17 protein-coding genes are annotated in these 19,267 nt (G+C 73.8%); 3 read left to right on the plus strand and 14 right to left on the minus strand.

Translation table 11 applies throughout. The features are described 5' to 3' along the window. Positions 1-148: 148 nt before the first annotated feature. Positions 149-1,138 carry a ferritin family protein gene (locus tag ACQEV1_RS31250; protein ID WP_433398184.1) on the plus strand — a complete coding sequence of 330 codons (990 nt, stop codon included), beginning with the start codon at positions 149-151 and terminating at the stop codon, positions 1,136-1,138. Positions 1,139-1,151: 13 nt separating this feature from the next. Here ACQEV1_RS31250 and ACQEV1_RS31255 read toward each other — a convergent pair whose 3' ends face one another. The 11 genes from ACQEV1_RS31255 to ACQEV1_RS31305 form a co-directional block, all read right to left on the minus strand. Next, positions 1,152-3,428 carry a heavy metal translocating P-type ATPase gene (locus tag ACQEV1_RS31255; protein WP_433398186.1) on the minus strand — a complete coding sequence of 759 codons (2,277 nt, stop codon included), beginning with the start codon at positions 3,426-3,428 and terminating at the stop codon, positions 1,152-1,154. Beyond that, positions 3,425-5,851: a glycoside hydrolase family 65 protein gene (locus ACQEV1_RS31260; RefSeq protein WP_433398188.1), complete on the minus strand. Its 2,427-nt coding sequence runs from the start codon at positions 5,849-5,851 to the stop codon at positions 3,425-3,427. The genes ACQEV1_RS31255 and ACQEV1_RS31260 overlap by 4 nt, the downstream gene beginning before the upstream one ends. Then, a complete protein-coding gene (locus ACQEV1_RS31265) occupies positions 5,841-6,593 on the minus strand; it encodes an HAD family hydrolase (RefSeq protein ID WP_433398190.1) in 753 nt (250 codons plus the stop codon). Before ACQEV1_RS31265 ends, ACQEV1_RS31260 begins: the two co-directional genes overlap by 11 nt. 34 nt (positions 6,594-6,627) lie before the next feature. Then, positions 6,628-7,278, minus strand: coding sequence for a V-type ATP synthase subunit D (locus tag ACQEV1_RS31270; RefSeq protein WP_433398192.1), 651 nt, complete (start codon positions 7,276-7,278; stop codon positions 6,628-6,630). Then, on the minus strand, positions 7,275-8,645 hold the full coding sequence (locus ACQEV1_RS31275) for a V-type ATP synthase subunit B (protein WP_433398194.1): 1,371 nt from the start codon (positions 8,643-8,645) through the stop codon (positions 7,275-7,277). Before ACQEV1_RS31275 ends, ACQEV1_RS31270 begins: the two co-directional genes overlap by 4 nt. Before the next feature lie 14 nt (positions 8,646-8,659). Beyond that, positions 8,660-10,318 carry a V-type ATP synthase subunit A gene (locus ACQEV1_RS31280; protein ID WP_433398196.1) on the minus strand — a complete coding sequence of 553 codons (1,659 nt, stop codon included), beginning with the start codon at positions 10,316-10,318 and terminating at the stop codon, positions 8,660-8,662. Beyond that, on the minus strand, positions 10,306-10,845 hold the full coding sequence (locus tag ACQEV1_RS31285) for a hypothetical protein (protein ID WP_433398198.1): 540 nt from the start codon (positions 10,843-10,845) through the stop codon (positions 10,306-10,308). The genes ACQEV1_RS31280 and ACQEV1_RS31285 overlap by 13 nt, the downstream gene beginning before the upstream one ends. A gap of 1 nt (position 10,846) precedes the next feature. Beyond that, positions 10,847-11,275 carry an ATP synthase subunit C gene (locus ACQEV1_RS31290; protein WP_285622742.1) on the minus strand — a complete coding sequence of 143 codons (429 nt, stop codon included), beginning with the start codon at positions 11,273-11,275 and terminating at the stop codon, positions 10,847-10,849. Next, positions 11,245-12,591: a V-type ATPase 116kDa subunit family protein gene (locus ACQEV1_RS31295; RefSeq protein WP_285622744.1), complete on the minus strand. Its 1,347-nt coding sequence runs from the start codon at positions 12,589-12,591 to the stop codon at positions 11,245-11,247. Before ACQEV1_RS31295 ends, ACQEV1_RS31290 begins: the two co-directional genes overlap by 31 nt. Next, the gene (locus ACQEV1_RS31300; protein WP_433398200.1) at positions 12,575-13,462 is read right to left on the minus strand and encodes a hypothetical protein; all 888 of its coding nucleotides are present in this window, start codon (positions 13,460-13,462) and stop codon (positions 12,575-12,577) included. The genes ACQEV1_RS31295 and ACQEV1_RS31300 overlap by 17 nt, the downstream gene beginning before the upstream one ends. Positions 13,463-13,525: 63 nt before the next feature. Further along, entirely contained in the window at positions 13,526-13,951 is a 426-nt protein-coding gene (locus ACQEV1_RS31305; RefSeq protein ID WP_433398202.1) for a hypothetical protein, read from the minus strand. A 217-nt stretch (positions 13,952-14,168) separates the two neighbouring features. Between ACQEV1_RS31305 and ACQEV1_RS31310 the strand changes: the two genes are divergently transcribed. Together ACQEV1_RS31310 and ACQEV1_RS31315 are read left to right on the plus strand one after the other, a co-directional pair. After that, positions 14,169-15,644 carry an AAA family ATPase gene (locus ACQEV1_RS31310; RefSeq protein WP_285622752.1) on the plus strand — a complete coding sequence of 492 codons (1,476 nt, stop codon included), beginning with the start codon at positions 14,169-14,171 and terminating at the stop codon, positions 15,642-15,644. A gap of 58 nt (positions 15,645-15,702) precedes the next feature. Next, positions 15,703-16,341 carry a CBS domain-containing protein gene (locus ACQEV1_RS31315; RefSeq protein WP_433398204.1) on the plus strand — a complete coding sequence of 213 codons (639 nt, stop codon included), beginning with the start codon at positions 15,703-15,705 and terminating at the stop codon, positions 16,339-16,341. A gap of 3 nt (positions 16,342-16,344) precedes the next feature. On the opposite strand, the gene ACQEV1_RS31320 is transcribed toward ACQEV1_RS31315, so the two are convergent. From ACQEV1_RS31320 to ACQEV1_RS31330, 3 genes are all read right to left on the minus strand, one after another. Beyond that, complete coding sequence (locus tag ACQEV1_RS31320; protein WP_433398206.1) at positions 16,345-17,733, minus strand: WS/DGAT/MGAT family O-acyltransferase; 1,389 nt, start codon at positions 17,731-17,733, stop codon at positions 16,345-16,347. A 9-nt stretch (positions 17,734-17,742) separates the two neighbouring features. Continuing rightward, positions 17,743-18,603: a universal stress protein gene (locus ACQEV1_RS31325; protein WP_285622759.1), complete on the minus strand. Its 861-nt coding sequence runs from the start codon at positions 18,601-18,603 to the stop codon at positions 17,743-17,745. A gap of 244 nt (positions 18,604-18,847) precedes the next feature. Then, the gene (locus tag ACQEV1_RS31330) at positions 18,848-19,237 is read right to left on the minus strand and encodes a substrate-binding domain-containing protein (RefSeq protein ID WP_433406015.1); all 390 of its coding nucleotides are present in this window, start codon (positions 19,235-19,237) and stop codon (positions 18,848-18,850) included. Between the last annotated feature and the right edge of the window lie 30 nt (positions 19,238-19,267).

The following is a 19,267-nucleotide window of genomic DNA, read 5'->3' on the forward strand; positions in this document are numbered from 1 at the left end:
GGAAGTCATGGGAAACCGGGACCTTTCGTCCTTCGTCGTCGTGAGCTGCGACTCCTACCCCCCGAGTACCACGGCGGTCAGGTTGGAGGTGACAGCGGAGGAAGACGCCCGGGATCACGGGCCGAACGCGATAGTGCGAGGAGGCACCATGACGAGCCTGCCGACGCGGTTCCTGCTGGGCAGTACGGTCACGGCCGCACTGAGCATTCCGCTTTACGGAGCCTTTGCCGCGGCCGCGGCGGGCAGCGCGAGCGCCGACGTGGTCGCCCGTACGCCGAGCCCGCAGACACGCGCCGACCTGGCGAAGGCCATGCGGGGCGAGGCCTTCGCGAACGTCTCGTACCGCCTCTACGCCGACCAGGCCCGCCGGGAGGGACTGCCGTCGGTGGCCCACCTGTTCGAGCGGACGGCCGCGACCGAGCGGGACGAGCACTTCGCCGAAAGCGCGCGGATGGCCGGCCTGGTCGGCGACGACGCGGCGAATCTGCGGGCCGCCATCGCCGGCGAACACTACGAGCACAACACGATGTACCCGGGGTTCGCCCGGCAGGCCGCAAAGGACGGCGACGCCAACGCCTCGGACCGCTTCGCGGAGATAGGCCGCGACGAGGGCCGGCACGAGACCGCGTTCCGCACCGCCCTGAAAGTCGTCCAGACCGGACGGGGAGCCGTTCCGGCGGCGCCGGACGTGACCCCTCACCAGGTGTCGGCGGGCCCGGCCAAGGTCCGCGCGGAGCGGACGAGGACCAACCTCGACACCGCCATGCACGGCGAGGCGGAGGCGTACACGAAGTACAACCTGTGGGGCGAGCGGGCCACCGACAAGGGCGACCCGGACGTCGGACGCCTGTTCCACGGCACCGGCGAGGTGGAACGCCAGGAGCACTTCGCCGAGACGGCGGAGCTGGCCGGACTGGTCGGCAGCACCCGCGACAACCTGAGCAAGGCCATCGCCGGCGAACGGTACGAATCAACGACGATGTACCCCTCCTTCGCCGACCGCGCCACGGGCGCCGGAGACACCGACGCCGCCCGCATGTTCTCCGACACCGCGAAGGACGAGGGACGGCACGCGCGCGCCTTCGAGCAGGCGCGGGACCGGCTCGGTCAGGAGGGCACCGGCGCCTCGTCCTCGTGAGCCGGATCGCGGATCAGAAGGCCTGAGCCCCGGATGACAAGGAGAAGTACGCCTCTTCCTCCTGGGCGAAATGCAAGGTCAGCACGGCGTGGAGACCGTAGAGGCACGCCTTGAGATCGTCGAGCTGGTCCGGCCGCAGACCGCCCTCGGCGGCGAGGCCGAGGTGGTGGCCCAGCCGGCGGACGAGACGCTCGATCTCGGCGTGCCCGCGGCTCATGGTGGTCGTCGTCTCCGTACCGCCGAGCGCCCGTGCCACGGCGGGATACAGCCGGGTCTCCTCGCCGCGTTCGTGCGGCAGGAGCGTGCCGACGAGGAACCGGTGCACGTCATGGAGACGCTCCAGCGCCTCGGGCGTCGCCGAGAGGGTGTCGGCGACCGTCCGGAGGTTCTCCAGCGGTGGCCGGAGAAAGGCGTGCTCCCGGCCGAACCGGCGCAGCAGCGCGTCCGTCGCGAGATCGAGCGGGACGCGGGTGCCCCGGCCCCCGCGCAGGGCCCGCAGGGCGTTGAGGATCACCGCGGCGTCGATGCCCTCCTGCAGCAGCGCGCCGGCCGCGGGCGGGATCAGGCCGAGGGCCGCCCCGGCCATCGCCACGAGCGACAGCAGCATGCCGGCGCCCGCGCTCTGCACGGCGATCCTCCGCGCCCGGCGCGCGACGTCCATGGCGTCGGCCAGGCGGCCGAGCCGGTCGGTGGTGATGACGATGTCGGCGGCCTGGGAGGACGCGGCGGCGCCCCGCGCCCCCATGGCGACGCCGACGTCGGCGGCGGCCAGCGCCGGGCCGTCGTTGATGCCGTCCCCCACCATCGCGCTGACGTCCGGCTCGTCGCGGACCGCCCGTACCTTCTCCGCCGGTGAGCACTCGGCCTGGACCTGGTCGACGCCCAGCACGGTCGCCACGCTCTCGGCGACGTCGGCGCGGTCGCCCGTCAGCATGACGATCCGCCGGATCCCCGCGGAACGCAGCCGCCGCAGCGTGCGCGGCGCGTCGGCGCGGACGGCGTCGCGGAGCAGGACGACCCCTCGCGTTCTTCCGTCCAGGGTCACCCACACGGTCATGGCGCCGTCGAGCGCCGCGCGGGCCCGCACGCCGGACATCCAGGCGGCCTCCGAGACCGCCTTGCCGACGGTCACGCGCCGGCCGTCGACCCGGCCTCGCGCACCGCGGCCGGGAACCTCCCGGACCTCGCAGGGCCGGGGCAGGCTCAGGCCGCGCTCATGAGCGGCCCGGACCACGGCCTCGGCGAGCGTGTGCGCGGACATCTGGTCGATGGCGGCCGCCAGCCGCAGCAGCTCGGCCGGGTCCGTCTCCGCGTCGGTGACCACGTCGGTGACCTCGGGACGGCCGGTGGTCAGCGTGCCGGTCTTGTCGAGGATCAGGGTACGGGCGTGGCCGAGGGTCTCCAGGGCCGCGCCGCCCTTGACGACGACCCCGTGACGGGCCGTACGCGAGATGCCGGCGACGATGGCCGCCGGCGCGGCCAGCAGCAACGGGCAGGGCGTCGCGACGACGAGCACGGCGACCGCGCGGACGAGCTGCCCGGACGCCAGCCACGCCCCGCCCGCCACGGCCAGGCTCAACGGGAGGAAGAGCACCGCGAAACGGTCGGCGAGGCGGACGACCGGCGCGCTCTCCGCCTGCGCCTCTCGCGCCAGGCGCACGACCCCGGCGTACGTGCTCTCCTCGGCGGTCGCGGTGGCGCGCAGGTCGAACGGGTCACCCGCGTTGAGCGTCCCGCTGCGCACGGCCGCGCCCACGTCGTGTTCCACCGGCAGCGCCTCGCCGGTGAGCGCGGACTCGTCCAGGAACGCGGCCTCGCGTTCGACCACGCCGTCCACCGGCACGACCGAACCCGCGGGCACGAGCAGGCGGTCACCGCGCACGACGTCCTCGACCGGCACGCGCCGTACGGCACCGTCCTCGTAGCGCCGCGCCTCGTGGGGAGTGCGCTCCAGCAGGGCCCGCAGGTCCCGTCGCGCCCGGCCGCTCGCGTAGTCCTCCAGCGACCGCCCCGTCGCCAGCATGACCGCGATCAGCGCGCCGGCGAGGTACTCGCGGACCAGAAGGGAGCCCAGGAGGGCGAGGACCGCGATCAGGTCGACGCCGAGCCGCCGCTGCCGGAGGGCGACCAGGACCCACCACACCGCCGGGACCAGTGCGAAGAGCGTCGCGCCGGCCCACAGGACGTCGGCCGGCCCGGCGAGCCCGAGGGCGCGGCAGAGCCCTCCGGCCGCCAGCGGCCCGGCGGTCCCGGCCGCCAGGGCGACGCGGCCCGCGCCGGCTCCGGTCATCCCGTTCCGTCCTCACCGCCGAGCCCGAACCGGACCGACCTTCCCGCCGCGAGGACGGTGACGGGTCCGTCGTCCACCGCGACCCGGACCGCCGGCCGGGTGGAGAGCGGCAGGGCGAGACGGACCGCCCTGTTGTCGGCGGACAGGCGCAGGCCCGAGTGGCCCCGGTACTCCAGCTCCATCGCCAGCCCGGGCAGGTCCGGCGGCAGCGCCGGGTCGACACGGAGGACGCCGTCGCGCAGCTCGAGTCCGGTGTAGCACCGCTGGGCGAGATCGAGCGTTCCCGCCATGGCGCCGAGGTGGATGCCCTCGCTCGTGGTGCCGCCCTGGACGTCGTGCAGGTCGCCGTCGAGGGCTTCGAGGAAGAACCGCCAGGAGGCGGGGCGGTCGGAGCGGGCGAGCACCCAGGCGTGCACGACGGCGCTCAGCGTCGAGCCGTGTGAGGTGCGGGCGAGGTAGTACCGCACCGTCTCGGGGATCGTCGCGGGGGCGAAGCGGTAGCCGAGCCGGGCGAACAGCGCACGCAGTTCGTCGGCGGTCAGCAGGTAGAAGAGCATCAGCACATCGGCCTGTTTGGACGCCTTGTAGCGGTTCGGAGTGTCGCCCTCGGCCTCGAGGATGCGATCGAGACGCCGGATGTCGCCGTACCTGTTCCGGTAGCCCTCCCAGTCGAGCTCGGCCAGCTCCTCGTAGCCCTCGAACTGGCTGATGACCCCGTCCCGATGAAAGACCACCCGCAGCCGCCGGCTGACGTCGTCGAACCGCGCCAGCTCTTCGTCCGTCAGGGCCAGCCGCTCCCGGAGTACGGCTCGCCGTCCCGGCGGCAGCAGGTCCAGCACGTCCAGCGCCCGCCACAGCGTCCAGGCCGCCATGACGTTGGTGTAGGCGTTGTTGTCCAGACCGGGGCGGTCGGCGTCCGGGTAGGCGTCGTGGTACTCATCGGGTCCCATGACACCGCGGATGTCGTACCGGCCGCGTGAGCGGTCGTAGGTCGCGACGTCCGCCCAGAACCGGGCGATCTCCAGCAGCGTCTCCGCGCCCTCCTCGCAGAGGAACTCCAGATCTCCGGACGCCTGGTGGTACTGCCAGATGTTGTAGGCGATCGCCAGCCCGACGTGTCGCTGCAGGCGCGAGTTGTCCGGCAGCCAGCGGCCGGAGCGAGGGTTGAGATGGAGGACCTGCGTCTCCTCACGGCCGTCGCTCCCGCTCTGCCAGGGGTACATCGCGCCGGTGTGGCCGGCCTCCCGGGCCGCGCGCCTGGCCGCCGGTAGTCGCCGCCGACGGTATCGCAGCAGGGCGCGGACCACCTCGGGGAACCGCAGGCTGAGGAAGGGCAGCACGAACAGCTCGTCCCAGAAGACGTGCCCACGGTAGGCCTCGCCGTGGAGACCGCGAGCGGGCACGCCGGCGTCCACCCCGGCGGTGTGCGGCGACACCGTCTGCAGCACGTGGAACATGTGCAGGTTGACGGTCCGCTGCGCCGGGCCGCCGCCGACGTCGAGGCGCGCACGACGCCACAGGCGCTCCCACGCCCGGCCGTGCCGGGCGCGCAGTTCGGCGAAGCAGGGTGCGCTCGCCGCGGATCGCCGAGCCGCGGCGGCCGGTGGCTCGGCCGAAGAGTCGAGCGAGGTGTGCAGGCCGGCCACCTTCTCGATCGTCACGGCCTCGCCCGGGCTCATCTCCACGGTCACATGGCGGGCGATCCAGCCGGGCTCGCCGTGCGTCTCGCGGCGCGTGGCCTCGCACGCGTGGACGGCGTCGCGGCACGCCAGGGCGATCCGGACCGCGGAGGTGGCCGTGTCGACGGTCAGCCAGAGGAGATCGCCGTCCGCGCCGGCCGAGTCGACGATCAGATGCCGGTCCGCCAGTCCGCGATAGCGCGCGACGCCGCGGTTGCGCACCCGGGTGTCGAGGCCGGATCGGAGCTCCAGCGAACCCGACCAGTTCTCGGCGCGGATCGTGGTCAGCATGGCCGCGAGGTGCGGGTCGTCCATCGACACGAGCCGCTGCTGATCCACGGCGGTCACCCGCCCCGCCTCGTCCTGGTAGCGCAGCCACCGGCGCAGCAGGCCGTGGCGCAGGTCCAGCTCCTGGCGGTGCTCCAGCAGCCGGAAGCCCTCGGGGGCGAACCAGCGGCCGTTCTCCGCGCGGAAGGTCAGCGGCAGCCAGTTGGGGGCGTTGACCAGGTCCTCGTTGACCACCCTGCGACCGGCGATCCACGAGGACAGGCGGTCATAACAACCCGCGATGTAGGTGCCGGGGTAATGCACGCTCCCGGCGCTGGCCTCAGGCGCCGCTCCCCTGGTGGCGAAGTAGCCGTTCCCCAGCGTGCACAGCGCCTCGCGCAGCCGCACCTCGGCGGGATCGAACCCCTGGTAGACGACGCACCAGGGCCCCGTGGTCCGCGCGCGTTCAGGCGGCACGCGTCCTGCGGAACCGCAGTTCGGCCAGATCCGTGAGCACCGGATCGGCTCCGTGCTCGCGAAGGCCCGTCGCCCCCGTACGGTCGACGCCGACGACGACGCCGAAACCGCCTTCGCGCGCCGCCGCCACCCCGGCCGCGGACGCCTCGATGACCGCCGTGTGCCCGGGCGAGGCGCCCAACCGCTGCGCCACCTGCAGGTACAGCTGTGCGCTGGGGTGTTCGGGCAACGCGGTGCCGGGTGCGTCGAGGCCGTCCACGACCACGTCGAACAGGTCCGTCGCCCCCGCCCTCCTGAGTATCTCGGCGCCCTCGGGATGGACCGAGACCGCCGCCGTACGGACGCCGTCCCGGTGCAGCCGGCGTACGGCCGCGAGCGTGGAGGCGAAGGGACGAAGGCCGTACCGGCGGACCTCGCCGAGGAAGAACTCCTCCTGGCTCATGGCCAGGCCACGGAGATCGTCGAAGGGCAGGACGATGTCCCGGGAGGCGAGAAAGGCGCGCAGACCCTCCAGCCGCGGCCGTCCGCACATGTACCGCAGGTAGTCCGCGCGGACGTCGAAGGGCGTGAAGGTCGTCTCGTGGACCGCCGCGTGGGCCCGCAGAAACGGATCGAGCGCCGTCTTCCACGCCGCCGCGGTGGTCTGGGCGCCGTCGACGATGGCGTCCACTCCGAAGATCACCGATGTGACGCTGTGCGCCGATTCGCCGAGTACGCAGCCGCCGTTGATCCTGGTTCTCATCGTGGCCCCCTCTTCGCCTCCCCAACCTCGCCGATCACGACGGCCCGTGACCAGGGGCTTCGGTCCCGGCACGGTCGCCCGAAGGGCCCAGACCGGCCCGGCCGGCCCGCCGGAGACGGGCGGCGTCGGCGCGCTCCGCCTCTTCGAGCGCCAGGTCGATCTCCTTGATGGCGGCGGTCAGGCGGGGAAGCCAGCGATCTTCGAGCGCTCGGATCCGCTGCCGGATGACGGCGATCCGCCGCGCCACCCGGCGTTCGGCCTCCCGCGCCACGGCGTGGTCGACGGCGGCCTGGAGCGCGGTCCGCGCGGCTCTCCGCGCCTCGGCGAGGGCCGCCGAGCAGGCCATCGGCGGTGGATCCCCGGCCGGTCGGCAGGTCGCGGCGGCGGGATGGCGCAGGCCCATGGTCTCCTCCCAGCGGACCGTAACGTCGGCCGGTGGCGACGGCCGCAGAGCCCGGCGTCCGTCCGCCATGCAGGCGCGCAGGGCCCACATGTCGGCGTCCGCGCACGCGGACTCCCACGCGCGGCGGGTCCGCTCGGCGACGGACGCCAGCCGGTCATGCTCTCGCACGAGGATCCGGAGTTGGCGCTGGAGGACGTCGACGCCGCGCCGGGTGACCTCCAGCCGGCGGCGAAGCCACAGCCGGCCGGCCCGGCCCGGTGGGACGCGCGCCAGGATGGTCATCGCGTCCCACCTCGCTCGTCCTCCTTGGGAAGGCGTGCGTCCAGCTCAGCGGAGTCGATCATGGTCAGTTCCGGCCGTGGCAGCGTGCTCAGCGCCTGCCACGCCCGGTCCATGGTCTCTTCCAGCGCACGGCTCTCGCCCGGACGCTGGGCCAGGACGCGGTGCCGGAAGCTCAGTTCGAAGTCGATGAAACGCCGGTCCGTCTCGCTGAGCGCGGACGCGCCGATCAGCTCGGCGAGCTCACGCGCCTGGCGAGCGCGGGCGAGAGCGGCGAGGATCTGTGCGGCCAGATCCATGTGGGCCGGCGTCACGGCGGCACGCATCAGCCGGGACAGTGACGCCAGGACGTCGATCGGCGGGCGGACGTCGACGTCGGGGGCCAGCACGATCTGGCCCTCGGTGATGTATCCGGTGAGGTCCGGCACCGGATGGGTCATGTCTCCGGCCGGCATGGTGAGGACCGGCAGCACGGTGATCGAGCCCGCCCTGTCGCGGATCCGCCCGCACCGCTCGTACAGGGAGGCCAGGTCGCTGTAGAGGTAGCCGGGGTAGGCGCGCCTGGCCGGGATCTCGCCCCGTGCCACCGACACCTCGCGCAGCGCCTCGCAGTAACTCGTCATGTCCGCCAGGACGACGAGAACGTGCCGTCCGCCGGTGAACGCCAGGTTCTCGGCGATGGTGAGGGCCAGCCGTGGGGTGAGGACACGCTCGATGACGGGGTCGTCCGCCAGGTTGAGCAGGAGCGTCAGTTCTCCCGCCGCGGAGCGCTCCTCCAGCGTGTCGCGCACGGTCGCGGCGTCGGCGTGGGTGAGGCCCATGGCGGCGAAGACGACGCAGAACGGCTCGCCTCCGGCGCCGGCCTGCGCGCCGATCTGGGCGGCGAGTTCCAGGTGCGGGAGTCCCGGCGCGGAGAAGATCGCGATCTTCTGCCCCCGTACGAGCGTGGTCAGGGCGTCGATCGCCGAGATGCCGGTGAGAACCGGCTCCGCGGGTGGGCTTCGCCGTGTCGGGTTGAGCGGTGCGCCGCCGACCGGCGCGTCGGCGGCGCCGAGGACGGGAGGTCCGCCGTCTCTGGGCCGTCCGCGGCCGTCGCAGACCCGGCCGAGCCAGCCGTCGCCGACCGGGATCTTGAGCGGACTTCCGGTGAACGCCACCCGGACGCTCCGCCGGGTCATCGCGTCGGTGCCCTCGAAGACCTGGACGACCGCCAGGTCCCGGTCCACCTCGAGGACGAGCCCGCCGCGTTCCTCACCGGAGTCGAGCCGGACGCGGGCGTACTCGTCCCAGCCCACGCCGGAGACGCCCCGCACGACGATCAGTGGACCGCGCAGGTCGGTGACGTCGGTGTACTCCGGCTCGGGCCACATCGATCAGCACCGCCTCAGCCCGGACCCGCGGCGCCGGGCCCGGCCCGCTGCTCCTTGGCCCGCAGCAGACGAGAGAAGTCGCGTCCCTCGATCTCCTCGGCCGGGACCCCGCGCGCCGCCATGGCCTCGCATTCGGCGACGGCGGCGAGGATCCCGTCGGTGAGCGCGGCGGTGCGCTCGGGCGCGCTGAAGGCGTCGACGGCGCTCAGCGCGCTCTGCCGCAGCACGCCCTCCCGCAGCATCCGGCCGGCCAGGAGCGCCACACGCTCGTGCGCGGGCAGGGACTCGGCTCCGACGAGCTCGGCCAGCAGGCCGAGCCGGTCGGCCTCGGCGAGTATGGACGCCACCCGCCGGCGGCGCTCACCCCAGCCGGGCATCCCGTGCCGGGCGTACCAGCCGGCGAGGGTGTCCGCGTCCCGGGCGAACGAGGACGCCCACGACACGGCGGGATAGTGCCGGGAGTAGGCCAGGTCGCGGTCCAGGCTCCACAGGCAGCGGACGAAGCGCTGCGTGAGGGTGGTCACCGGCTCGGTCATGTCGCCGCCCGGCGGGGAGACCGCGCCGATCACGGTGACCGACCCGATCCGGCCGCCGAGCGTGGTGACCCGGCCGGCGCGCTCATAGAACGCCGCCAGGGCCGACGCGAGGTCCGCGGGATAGCCCTCTTCGGCGGGCAGCTCTCCGTGCCGCGACGCGAACTCCCGGCGAGCCTCCGCCCAACGGGAGGTGGAGTCGGCGATGACCACGACGTCACAGCCCATGTCGCGGAAGTGTTCGGCCACGGTCATGGCGGTGTGCACGCAGGCCTCGCGCGCCATCATCGGCATGTTGGAGGTGTTGGCGATGACGACCGTACGGTCGGCGAGGCGGCCGCCCGTCCGCGGATCGGTCAGCTCGGCGAGTTCGGCGACCACGTCGGCCATCTCGTTGCCGCGCTCGCCGCACCCGACGTAGACGACGACGTCGGCGTCGCACCACTTGGCGATCTGCTGGAGCAGCACGGTCTTGCCGGTGCCGAACCCGCCGGGGACGGCCGCCGCGCCACCGCGCGGTACCGGCAACAGCAGGTCGACGACCCGTTGCCCGGTGACCAGCGGGACGAGTTCCTCCAGACGTTCCCGGTACGGTGCGGGGCTGCGGACCGGCCGCCTGCGGCACAGCGTGATGTCGCGGTCGCCGACGGACGCCACCGGCACGTCCGGCGCGCAGCGGCCTGGTGGGCGGATCGCGGTGACCCGTCCCGGCACGGGAGTGAGGACGGCGTAGGGCACGGCGCCCGCCCCTTCGACGGTGCCGACCGGCTCTCCCGCGCCGAGTTCGTGGCCCTGCGGGACGGCCGGGGTGAAGCGCCACTCCTTCGGGCGCGGTGCGCTCCGCACGGCCGTCAGCCAGGTGCCCGCGTCCGTCAGCGGACGCAGGAGCCCGTCGAACACCCCGCCCAGCAGGTGGGGCCCGAGGGGCGCGGACAGCGGCTCGCCGTACGCCTCGGCCGGATCGCCGGGTGCCAGTCCCCCGGTGTACTCGTACGCCTGAACGGTCGCGCTGTCGCCGCGGATCGCGACGACCTCTCCCGGGATGCCGGCCGTGCCCAGGCCGACGAGCGTGAACATCCCCGCCTCCGGAAGGCCGCACACCTCCACCAGCGGGCCGTCGACCCGGGTCAGGACTCCCACAGTCGTTCCACCTCCGCGCCGAGAACGTCCACGGCGTGATCGGCGAGCGCGGCGGCCGAGCAGTCCACGCGGCGGTCCGCGGCGACGGCGATGACGCCGCCGCCCGGAGCGGTGACGGTCCGCGCACCGCCCCCGGCGCGGTCGCACGCCAGCCGCCGCAGCCGGTCCACGGTCACCGGGCTGTCCGCGCACAGCGAGGCCACCGCGGACCGGACCCGGCGGCGAAGCTCCTCGTACGCCTCCCGGCGAGCGGCGAGGACGATCGTCCTCGCCCTCCGCCGTGCCCGTACCCGTTCCGCGCGTGCCGAGGCGGTGGCCTCCGAGCGGCCGGTCGCGTGGGCTTCGGCGAGGATCCGACCCGCCTCGGCGCGGGCCTGCGTGAGCAGGGCGTCCGCGGCGGCGTGTGCCTCCGTGCGGATCCGCGCGGCGTCGCGCCTCGCCTTCCGCAGCAGCGAGCCCGCGACGGGATCGAGGGCGGCCGTGACGAGCGGCCTCGCGCCTTCCTCTCCGTACCGGGGTTCGGCCATGTCACGCCTTTCCGAGGAGCAGGATGCCGATGACCAGCCCGTAGATGGCGATGCCCTCGGAGAGGCCGACGATCACGAGCACCCGCCCGAACAACTCCGGGCGCTCGCTCATGGCGGCCACCGCCGCCGCCCCTGTGTAGGCCACCGCGATCCCGGCGCCGATGGTCGAGCCGGCGACGGCGATTCCGGCGCCGAGCAGGGCGGCCGGGTTCCTCGTGGCGCCCGCGCCGGCGGCCACCGCGGCGGTCACGTGCGACGCCGACGACGGCTCCGCGGTCAGCGCGATCGCCAGGACGACGAGGGCGGCCACCGCCACCGCGGCGTCGGCGAGCAGGAGCAGCCGGACCACGCCCGGACCGCGACGGCGCAGGAGCCGGGCGACGACGAGTCCGGCGACGATCAGCGGGAGGCCGGCGAGCCATGCGGCCATGGGGAGACCTCCTCCGTGATGACGGGTAGCCGCCAGGGGCGGAACGGGCGTCCCTGGGCCTGGAAGACCCGGGAGAACAGCTCGTAGTACTCCAGACGCAGCGCCTGAACGGCCACCACCAGGCCCTCCAGCGCGAAGGCGAGCAGGTTTCCGGCGACGAAGACGGCGACCGCCCCGGCGGCGCCGGCCGTTCCCCGCGGCCACAGGGCACGGGTGCCCGCCCAGACGATCGAGCCCAGTGCCGCGTGCGTGAGCCCGAAGGCCGCGAGCCGTGTGAACGAGGCCACGTTCGAACCGAGGCCGAGGACGGTGTCGAACAGTTCGACACAGGCTTCGAAGACGCCTCCTTCGCCCGTGAAGCCGACGAAGATCAGGACCATTCCCAGCGACGCCAGCACCGCGCCCAGGACGACCAGCGGCACCAGGCTCGCGTACCAGCCGGCCGCGACGACCGCCAGCCCGGCGAACAGCGCGACTCCGGCGATCCCCGAAGAGGCGTACAGCGCGGCCCTCCAGCCCGCCTCGCGAACGCGGTTGACGGTGCCGAGAGCCAATGCGCCGGCCAGCAGCGCCGCGCCCACGAAGACCGCCGCCGCCATCAGCGCCACCGGACGCTCCAGCGGCCGTAGCCACAGTGCCGGCAGCACGCCGGTGGGGCCGAAGAACTCCCCGTACAGCGCGCCGAAGACGATCCCGGCCAGGCCCGTGCCGGCGGCGAACGGCCAGGCCCGCCGGAACCGCGCCAGGCGGTGCCAGAACGCTAGTGCGGCGGCGATCAGCAGCAGCAGCGCCCCGTGGCCGACGTCCCCGAACATCATCCCGAACATCAGCAGGAACGCCCCCACGGCGACGGGCGTCGGATCGACGTCCCGGTACGGAACCGTGCCGTACGTCTCGACGAGCGAGCCGAGCGACCCGCGCACGCCGCCGGGACGCAGCATCGACGGGATCTCCACGCCGCGGGGACGGGACAGGACGACGACCGCCCCGTCCACGGCCTCGAGGTCCGCGGACAGGCGCCCGACCGTGTCGGCCGGGGCCCAGCCGGCGATGGCGCTCACCCCGTCGCGGGTGGTCGAGGCCCGCGAGTGTGCCCGCAGTGCCGCCTCTCCCGCGAGGAGTTCGGGCCGGCCCGTGGCGGGCGGAGGCAGGACCGACAGGACCGCCTCCGGCGCGGGAGCCGGCGTCGCGTCGTCGAACTCGACGGTCCCGGTGCCGGCCAGCCGTACGAGGACGGCTCTCATCCGGTCCGCCGGGGCCACCACGGCGATCCGGTCCATCCGCACCGGTCGAAGGGACTCACGCCATGACCGCATCGAACGCCTCCCGAGGGTGACCGCCACGTGAGGCCAGCTCCAGCGCGGCGCGCACCCGCCGCGCGTCGGCCGCGAGCACCGCCACCGCGCCGAGCACCGGTCCCAGATCCAGGCGTGCGCCCGCCAGGAGCGCGAGCCCGTCGCGTTCCAGCCGGGACCACCAGCGCGCCTCGGCGGCCCACAGGTCGGCGGGGTGCCGGACTCCCCGGAGCGCCCAGGCGGCATGGTCGGGGAGACGGCGGCCGAACTCGGCGAGGTCACCCGCCCGTACGGTCCGACTCCCGACGAGGTCGGCGGGAGGTTCCGGCACCGGGTGCTCTTCGGCGAAGCGTTCGCGCGCGACGAGCAGTGCGAGGGCGCCGGCGGCCCAGGGCCGGGTGTCCGGCGAGATGGCGGCGACGCGGCGGGCCCACTGCGTCCTCATGCGGAGCTGGATGCTCCGCGCGTCGTCCCCGCCGGGGTCGCCCCAGGGCGACGCGGCGAGCGCGCGGCGGAGATCGGGCGCGTTCCGCAGGTCGGACCAGGCGGTGGCCATCGTGCCCAGCTCGAAGAACGGGCCGCCCGACATCAGCGCGTCGACGTTCGCGATCTCGAACCAGCCCGCCAGCGCCCGCAGCGCCGCGGCGCCGGTGCCGGGCAGCCAGCCGGCGAGCACCCGCACCTGCCAGAGCAGCGTGCCGAGGAGCGCGTGCTGGGCCTCGACGAGGCTCTGACCGGGACGGACCCCGCGCCGATACGGCGTCGCGTCGAGCCGGGCCAGCGCCCCTTCCAGGGCGGGCGAGGACGCGACCCGGCGCGCGACGTCGGGCCCGGCGCAGCGCCGGGCGAGAGCCCTCGCTCGCGTGGTTCCCGCCACCCAGGCGGCCGTCACGACGTCCCGCCGATCCTCACGGTCCGGCGCGGGCTCCGGCGGCGTTCGCGTACGGGCGCCGGCTCACCGCAACTCCCGTTCGAGAAGTCCCACGGCTTTGTCGATCATCTCGGGCATCCGCTCCGCGGCGAGGCGGCGGATGTCGTCGGCCTGCCGTTCGGCCTCGGTGATGACGGCCGCGTTCTCCGCCGCACTACGCGCACGGGCATCCGCCATGGCTTCGCGCCGCCGCGTGGGAGCCGCCGCTCGCGCCTCGGCGACGATCGCCTCGGCCCGTTCCCGTGCCCCCGCGGTCTCGGCGCTCGCGTCACGCCTCGCGGCGTCGCCGATCGCCCGGCATTCGGCGTGGACCGGCTCCAGCGCGCGGAAGACCGCCATCAGCTCCTCGGCCGGCCCGGCCGGCCGATCAGCCGGTACGCCCGTGCGTGCGGCGGCGCCGGGAGCGACCGCCGGACGCCAGCGCCGCAGGAAGTCGCGCAGGGTCGGCATGTCCACATGCTCGCCAGCCCGTGGCCCGGCGGGCAGGGGCGCATGGACGCGTGTCGAGGGACCTTCGGCCCGGTTCGGCGATCACGGCCGTTCTGCCCCACCGGCAGGGGACGGATGGCCCTGGATGCCGCGACCTCCGGGGGCCAGAGTGGGCCAGAGTGGGAGAGCACGGGAGGAGCCAGACCATGCCAGCGACCTTCACCGGAGAGCCGGGGCGATGAGCGCCGCCGGGGTCGCGGAGACCCATGCCGGGGTGGTGTTCTTCGTCGGCGACCGCGCGTTCAAGCTGAAGAAGCCGGTGAACCTCGGTTTCCTCGACTTCTCCACGCGCGAGCGCCGCGAACGCGCCTGCCACCGCGAGGTCGAGCTCAACCGGCGCTTCTCCCCCGACGTCTACCTCGGCGTCGCCGACGTGACCCTGTCGTCGGGGCTGCCCTGCGACCACCTCGTCATCATGCGCCGGATGCCCGCCGAACGGCGGCTCTCCCACCTCGTGGAGACGGGCGTGCCGGTGGATGACGCGCTGCGGGCGATCGCCCGCCTGCTCGCTCGCGTGCACGCGAGCGCCCCCCGTGGGGAGCAGATCTCCGCGGAGGCCACCCGCGATGCCGTACGGCGGCGCTGGACCGACGGCTTCGACCAGGTCAGGCCGTTTCACGGGCGGGCGATCGACGCCCGGGAGGCCACCGAGATCGAACGGCGGGCGCTGCGCTTCCTGGACGGGCGAGAGCGCCTGTTCGACGCCAGGATCCGCGAAGGCCGCGTCGTCGACGGGCACGGCGACCTGATGGCCGATGACATCTTCTGCCTCGACGACGGCCCTCGGGTGCTGGACTGCCTGGACTTCGACGACCGGCTGCGCCGGCTGGACGGCCTCGACGACGCGGCGTTCCTCTGCATGGACCTGGAGCGCCTGAACGCGCCGCGGCTCGGCGAGCACTTCCTCTCCTGGTACTCCGAGTACGCCGACGACCCCGCGCCGCCCTCGCTGCGTCACCACTACATCGCCTACCGGGCGTTCGTCCGCGCCAAGGTCTCCTGCCTGCGCTGGGGCCAGGGCGAGGCCGGGGCGGCGGCCACCGCCGGACGGTACGCCGAGATCGCCCTGCGCCATCTGAACGCCGGCGCCGTACGCGTCATCCTCGTCGGCGGGCTGCCCGGCACCGGCAAGTCCGCGCTCAGCGAGGCTCTCGGCGACCGGCTCGGCTGCACCGTCCTGGGCAGCGACCGGATCCGCAAGGAACTCGCCGACGTCTCCCCGGACGTCTCCGCCGCGGCGGCGTTCGGCGCCGGGATCTACACCGCCTTCTGGAACCGGCGCACCTACGCCGAGCTGCTCAGGCGCGCGACAAGGCTCCTCTCGTACGGCGAATCGGTCATCCTCGACGCCTCCTGGACCTCCGCCGAGTTCCGGGCGGAGGCCGCCGCGCTCGCCGAGCACGCCGACCTGACCGCCCTGAACTGCCATACGCACCTCGCCGAGGAGCGCCTGCTCACGCGCACCGGCGGCGTGTCCGACGCGGACCCGGCGATCGCGGCCCGGATGGCCGAGACGGCGGCCCCCTGGCCCGACGCCGTACCCGTCGACACCTCCGGGCCCGTCGAGAAGTCCGTCGAGCTCGCCCTGTGCGCCATCCGTCCGCCCGGGGCCGCTCACGTCTGGCATCGCCGCCCGCAGCTGGCGCCCGGCTGAGGCACCACGCGGACGTGAAGGGGGGACCCATATGAGGCATCGGACGGTAGCGGACGTCATGACGAAGTCCGTGGTGAGCGCGTACCCGGACGCCCCGTTCCACGAGATCGTCCACGTCATGATCGAACGCGGCATCACGGCCCTGCCGGTGATCGATGAGGACCATCGGGTGCTGGGGTTCGTCTCCGAGTCCGACCTGCTCGCCAAGGAGGCGGTCGAGGCCCGGCCGAGACGGCTCGGGCTGCGCAGGCGCCACGGCGGCCGGGCGACCACGGCCGCGGACCTGATGACGACGCCGGCCGTGAGCGTGCGGCCGGAGACCACGATCGTACGGGCCGCGCAGCTCCTCGACCGGCGCGGGATCAAGCGCCTGCCGGTGGTCGACGACCAGGGCCGTCTCGTCGGGATCGTCAGCCGGCGCGACCTGCTCCACGTCTTCGCCCGCACCGACGAGGAGATCCGCGATGAGGTCCTGCAGCAGGTGTTCGCCCGTCTGCTGCTGACCGACCCCGCAGCGGTCTCGGTCCGGGTCCGCAACGGCGTCGTGACCCTGTCCGGGACGCTGCCGCAGGAGAACCTCATCTCGATCGCGGTCCGGCTCACGGCCGCCGTCGACGGCGTCGTCGGTGTGATCGATGAGATGGGCCACGCCGAGGAGGACCGGGCGGGAGCGACGCGCCCCTCGCCGGGGCCCTGATCGTCACACGACGACGGGATCGGGCGACGCGGCCTCGGCGAGTTCGTCGAACCCGTGCCGGACCCCACGGCTGAACAGCTCGATGTCGGGCATCGCGTCGAAGTCACCGGTGATGCCGAGATAGAGCGTGTCGAGGTAGGAGACGACCCCGGTCGACACGCGTATTCCGGCGGCCAGCGGCACGTACGGATAGATCGCCGCCAGCCGTCGTCCCATCGCGTACAGGGGGACGGGCGGGCCGGGCACGTTGGTGGTGATCGTCTGGATGTACGGCTGCCGCATGCGCAGCGCCGTACGGGCCGCGACCGCCAGGACGTTGGGCGCCAGGCCGAGCATCCGGGTGAAGACCGTCGGGCCCACCGCCTGGTGACTGGCCTTGAGCGCCGTGGTCTGCCGGCAGATCAGCTCATGGCGGCACAGGGGATCCGGCCGTCCGCACGGCAGGCTCACGAGCACGCCCGACACGCGATTCGTCAGCGTTCCCTTCTCGTCGGGCAGGCGGACCGAGACCGGCACCAGGGTCCGTACGACGGTGTCGGGGCGCAGCTCGTCGCGTTCGGCGAGCAGGTCACGAAAGCCCCGGGCGACCGCCGCCAGCACGACGTCGTTGACGGTCCCGCCGAGGGCATCGCTGATACGGCGCGCCTCCCCGAGATCCGCCTCGGTCCAGGCCCACCGGCGGTGCGGGCTCGTCGGGCCGTTGAGGGACGACGCGCCGCGGCCCTCCCGCAGCCGCCGGGCGTACGCCGGCAGGCCGCGGACGAACCGTGCCGTCGCGGGGCAGTGGCGCGTCAGCTCCGGCAGGCGGGCCACCTGCCGGAGCTGCTCCATCGTCGTACCGACGACGCCCGCGAGCACGAGCGACGGGCGGGAGGGCTCCGGCTCGGCCTCGGGAAGCGGAATCGGGCCGCGCTCGTCCCGTACGGGCACCTCCCCGGGGCTCAGGTCGAACAGGCTGGTCATCAGGTCGCTGCCGCCGACGCCGTCGACCATGCAGTGGTGGACCTTGCTGATGATCGCCCACCGGTCCTCCTCCAGCCCCTCGACCAGCCACATCTCCCACAGCGGGCGGCTGAGATCCAGTCGCTGCCCGAGCACCCGGCCGGCGAGGTTGCGCAGTTCCTCCGCTCCCCCGGGCGCCGGCACGGCGGTGTGACGCACGTGGTAGAGAAGCTGGAAGTGCGGGTCGTCCACCCATACCGGGCGGCCGAGGTCCAGTGGCACCCGACGCACCCGCTGGCGGAATCTCGGCAGGCCCAGCAGCCGGGCGACCAGCGCGCGGACGAACTCCCCGTAGGTGGGCGCCGGACCGTCGAAGACGCTCACCGAGGCGATCTGCAACGGCCTCGTCTCGTTCTCGGCGAAGAACATCCCGGCGTCGATGCCGCTCATCCGCTGCATCTATCCGGCCTCGCCCTTCGCACCGGACGGCACCACCGCCACGGGGCAGCGGGCGTGGTGGATCAGGCCGTGGCTGACCGAACCGAGCCGCAGCCCGGTGTGCCCGCGCGCCGCGACGACGATGAGGTCCGCGTCGGCCGAGGCCGCCACGAGCGCCTTGACGGGATGGTCGCGAGGACAGTCCTCGGCCACCGCGACCTGGGGGTACCGGTCGCGCCAGGGCGCCACGATGTCATGCGCCTCCCGGTGGGCGACCTGGGCCAGCTCACCGACCTCCATCACCGCGTACGGGCCCTCCGGCGGGCACCAGGCGTAGATCACCCGAAGCGACGCCTCGCGCACGACCGCCGCTTCGAACGCGTACCGCAGTGCCGTGGCCGCATGCTCCGACAGGTCGATGCCGACGACGATCCGCCGTCGCTCGGGGCCGTCGCCGTCCCGTACCACCACGACCGGGGCGTCCGCGTAGCCCGCCGTGTGCAGGCTCACCGAACCGAGCAGCAGGCTCGCGAAGCCGCCGCGCCCCCGGTGGCCGACGACCACCTCGTACGCCTCCTCGGCCTGGCGCCGCAGCGCCACGGACGCCGGCTCGGCGACGAGCGCCGTCGTCACCGGCAGCCCGGGCTCCCACCCGCGTACCTCACCTATCGCCTGCTCGAGGATCGCCCCGCCGGCCTGCTGGAGAATCTCCGTCATCATGGGAACCGGGTAGAACGGCACCTCGCCCCAGGGCTCCAGCGCGTGCATGATCCGCAGCGGCCGGCCACGCCGTACGGCCTCCTCGGCCGCCCACCTCAACGCGACGCGCGACGGATCCGAACCATCCACGCCGACGACCACCGGCGACAGTTCCTCGGCCACCAGACCCTCCCGGGAGAGCGGCTCACGGCGGAGCCGGCCCACCCTGAAGGCGTGCCACCCGTGCCTTCATGGCACTCCCCGGATTCGGACATCGTTCGCCAAGTCCCAGGGCCCTGGGCGGCGCCGACTCGGGTCCGGCCACGATGCTGGTACCGGCTCCACGGCGAGCCCCACTCACAACGCGCGCCGCCTCCCGACCACCCTGTCAGGTCATCGGGAGGCGTCCGCGTGCGTCGACCGGCGCTCAGGAGTCCAGCGAGAAGTTGTGGAGCTTGTCGGCGTTGTCGGCGTTGATGAGCACGCAGTCGACGGACTGCTTCTCCGGCTGGCCGGTGGAGCCGCTCTTGAGGTACTTGTCGGCCTGGTCGACGGCCATCTGGGAGATCTTCGCCGCCGGCTGCAGAACGGTGGCCTTGATGCCGTGCTTGAGGATGGACGCGGCCACGTCCGGGCTGCCGTCGAGGCCGGTGACGACGACGTTGGTCTTCTTGGCGGCCTGCAGCGCCGACCACGCGCCCAGCGCCATGGTGTCGTTGCCGGCGATGATGCCCTTGACGTTGGAGTGGGCCTGCAGCATGGTCTGCACCTTCTGCAGCGCCTCGGTCTGGTCCCAGTTGGCGCTTCGCCGCCGCAGGCGCTCAGGCTGAGGGCGGCGGCGAGGGTG

It is taken from the genome of Actinoallomurus sp. CA-142502, assembly GCF_050936355.1.
Lineage (GTDB): Bacteria > Actinomycetota > Actinomycetes > Streptosporangiales > Streptosporangiaceae > Actinoallomurus > Actinoallomurus iriomotensis.

Bases quoted from the DNA above. Each gene is read 5' to 3' on its own strand.
- ACQEV1_RS31290 (WP_285622742.1), bottom strand. From the start codon at position 11,275: ATGGCCGCATGGCTCGCCGGCCTCCCGCTGATCGTCGCCGGACTCGTC.
- ACQEV1_RS31310 (WP_285622752.1), top strand. From the start codon at position 14,169: ATGAGCGCCGCCGGGGTCGCGGAGACCCATGCCGGGGTGGTGTTCTTC.
- ACQEV1_RS31320 (WP_433398206.1), bottom strand. From the start codon at position 17,733: ATGAGCGGCATCGACGCCGGGATGTTCTTCGCCGAGAACGAGACGAGG.
- ACQEV1_RS31275 (WP_433398194.1), bottom strand. From the start codon at position 8,645: ATGTGGCCCGAGCCGGAGTACACCGACGTCACCGACCTGCGCGGTCCA.
- ACQEV1_RS31265 (WP_433398190.1), bottom strand. From the start codon at position 6,593: ATGAGAACCAGGATCAACGGCGGCTGCGTACTCGGCGAATCGGCGCAC.
- ACQEV1_RS31250 (WP_433398184.1), top strand. From the start codon at position 149: ATGACGAGCCTGCCGACGCGGTTCCTGCTGGGCAGTACGGTCACGGCC.
- ACQEV1_RS31285 (WP_433398198.1), bottom strand. From the start codon at position 10,845: ATGGCCGAACCCCGGTACGGAGAGGAAGGCGCGAGGCCGCTCGTCACG.
- ACQEV1_RS31295 (WP_285622744.1), bottom strand. From the start codon at position 12,591: ATGCGGTCATGGCGTGAGTCCCTTCGACCGGTGCGGATGGACCGGATC.
- ACQEV1_RS31315 (WP_433398204.1), top strand. From the start codon at position 15,703: ATGACGAAGTCCGTGGTGAGCGCGTACCCGGACGCCCCGTTCCACGAG.
- ACQEV1_RS31255 (WP_433398186.1), bottom strand. From the start codon at position 3,428: ATGACCGGAGCCGGCGCGGGCCGCGTCGCCCTGGCGGCCGGGACCGCC.
- ACQEV1_RS31270 (WP_433398192.1), bottom strand. From the start codon at position 7,278: ATGACCATCCTGGCGCGCGTCCCACCGGGCCGGGCCGGCCGGCTGTGG.
- ACQEV1_RS31305 (WP_433398202.1), bottom strand. From the start codon at position 13,951: ATGCCGACCCTGCGCGACTTCCTGCGGCGCTGGCGTCCGGCGGTCGCT.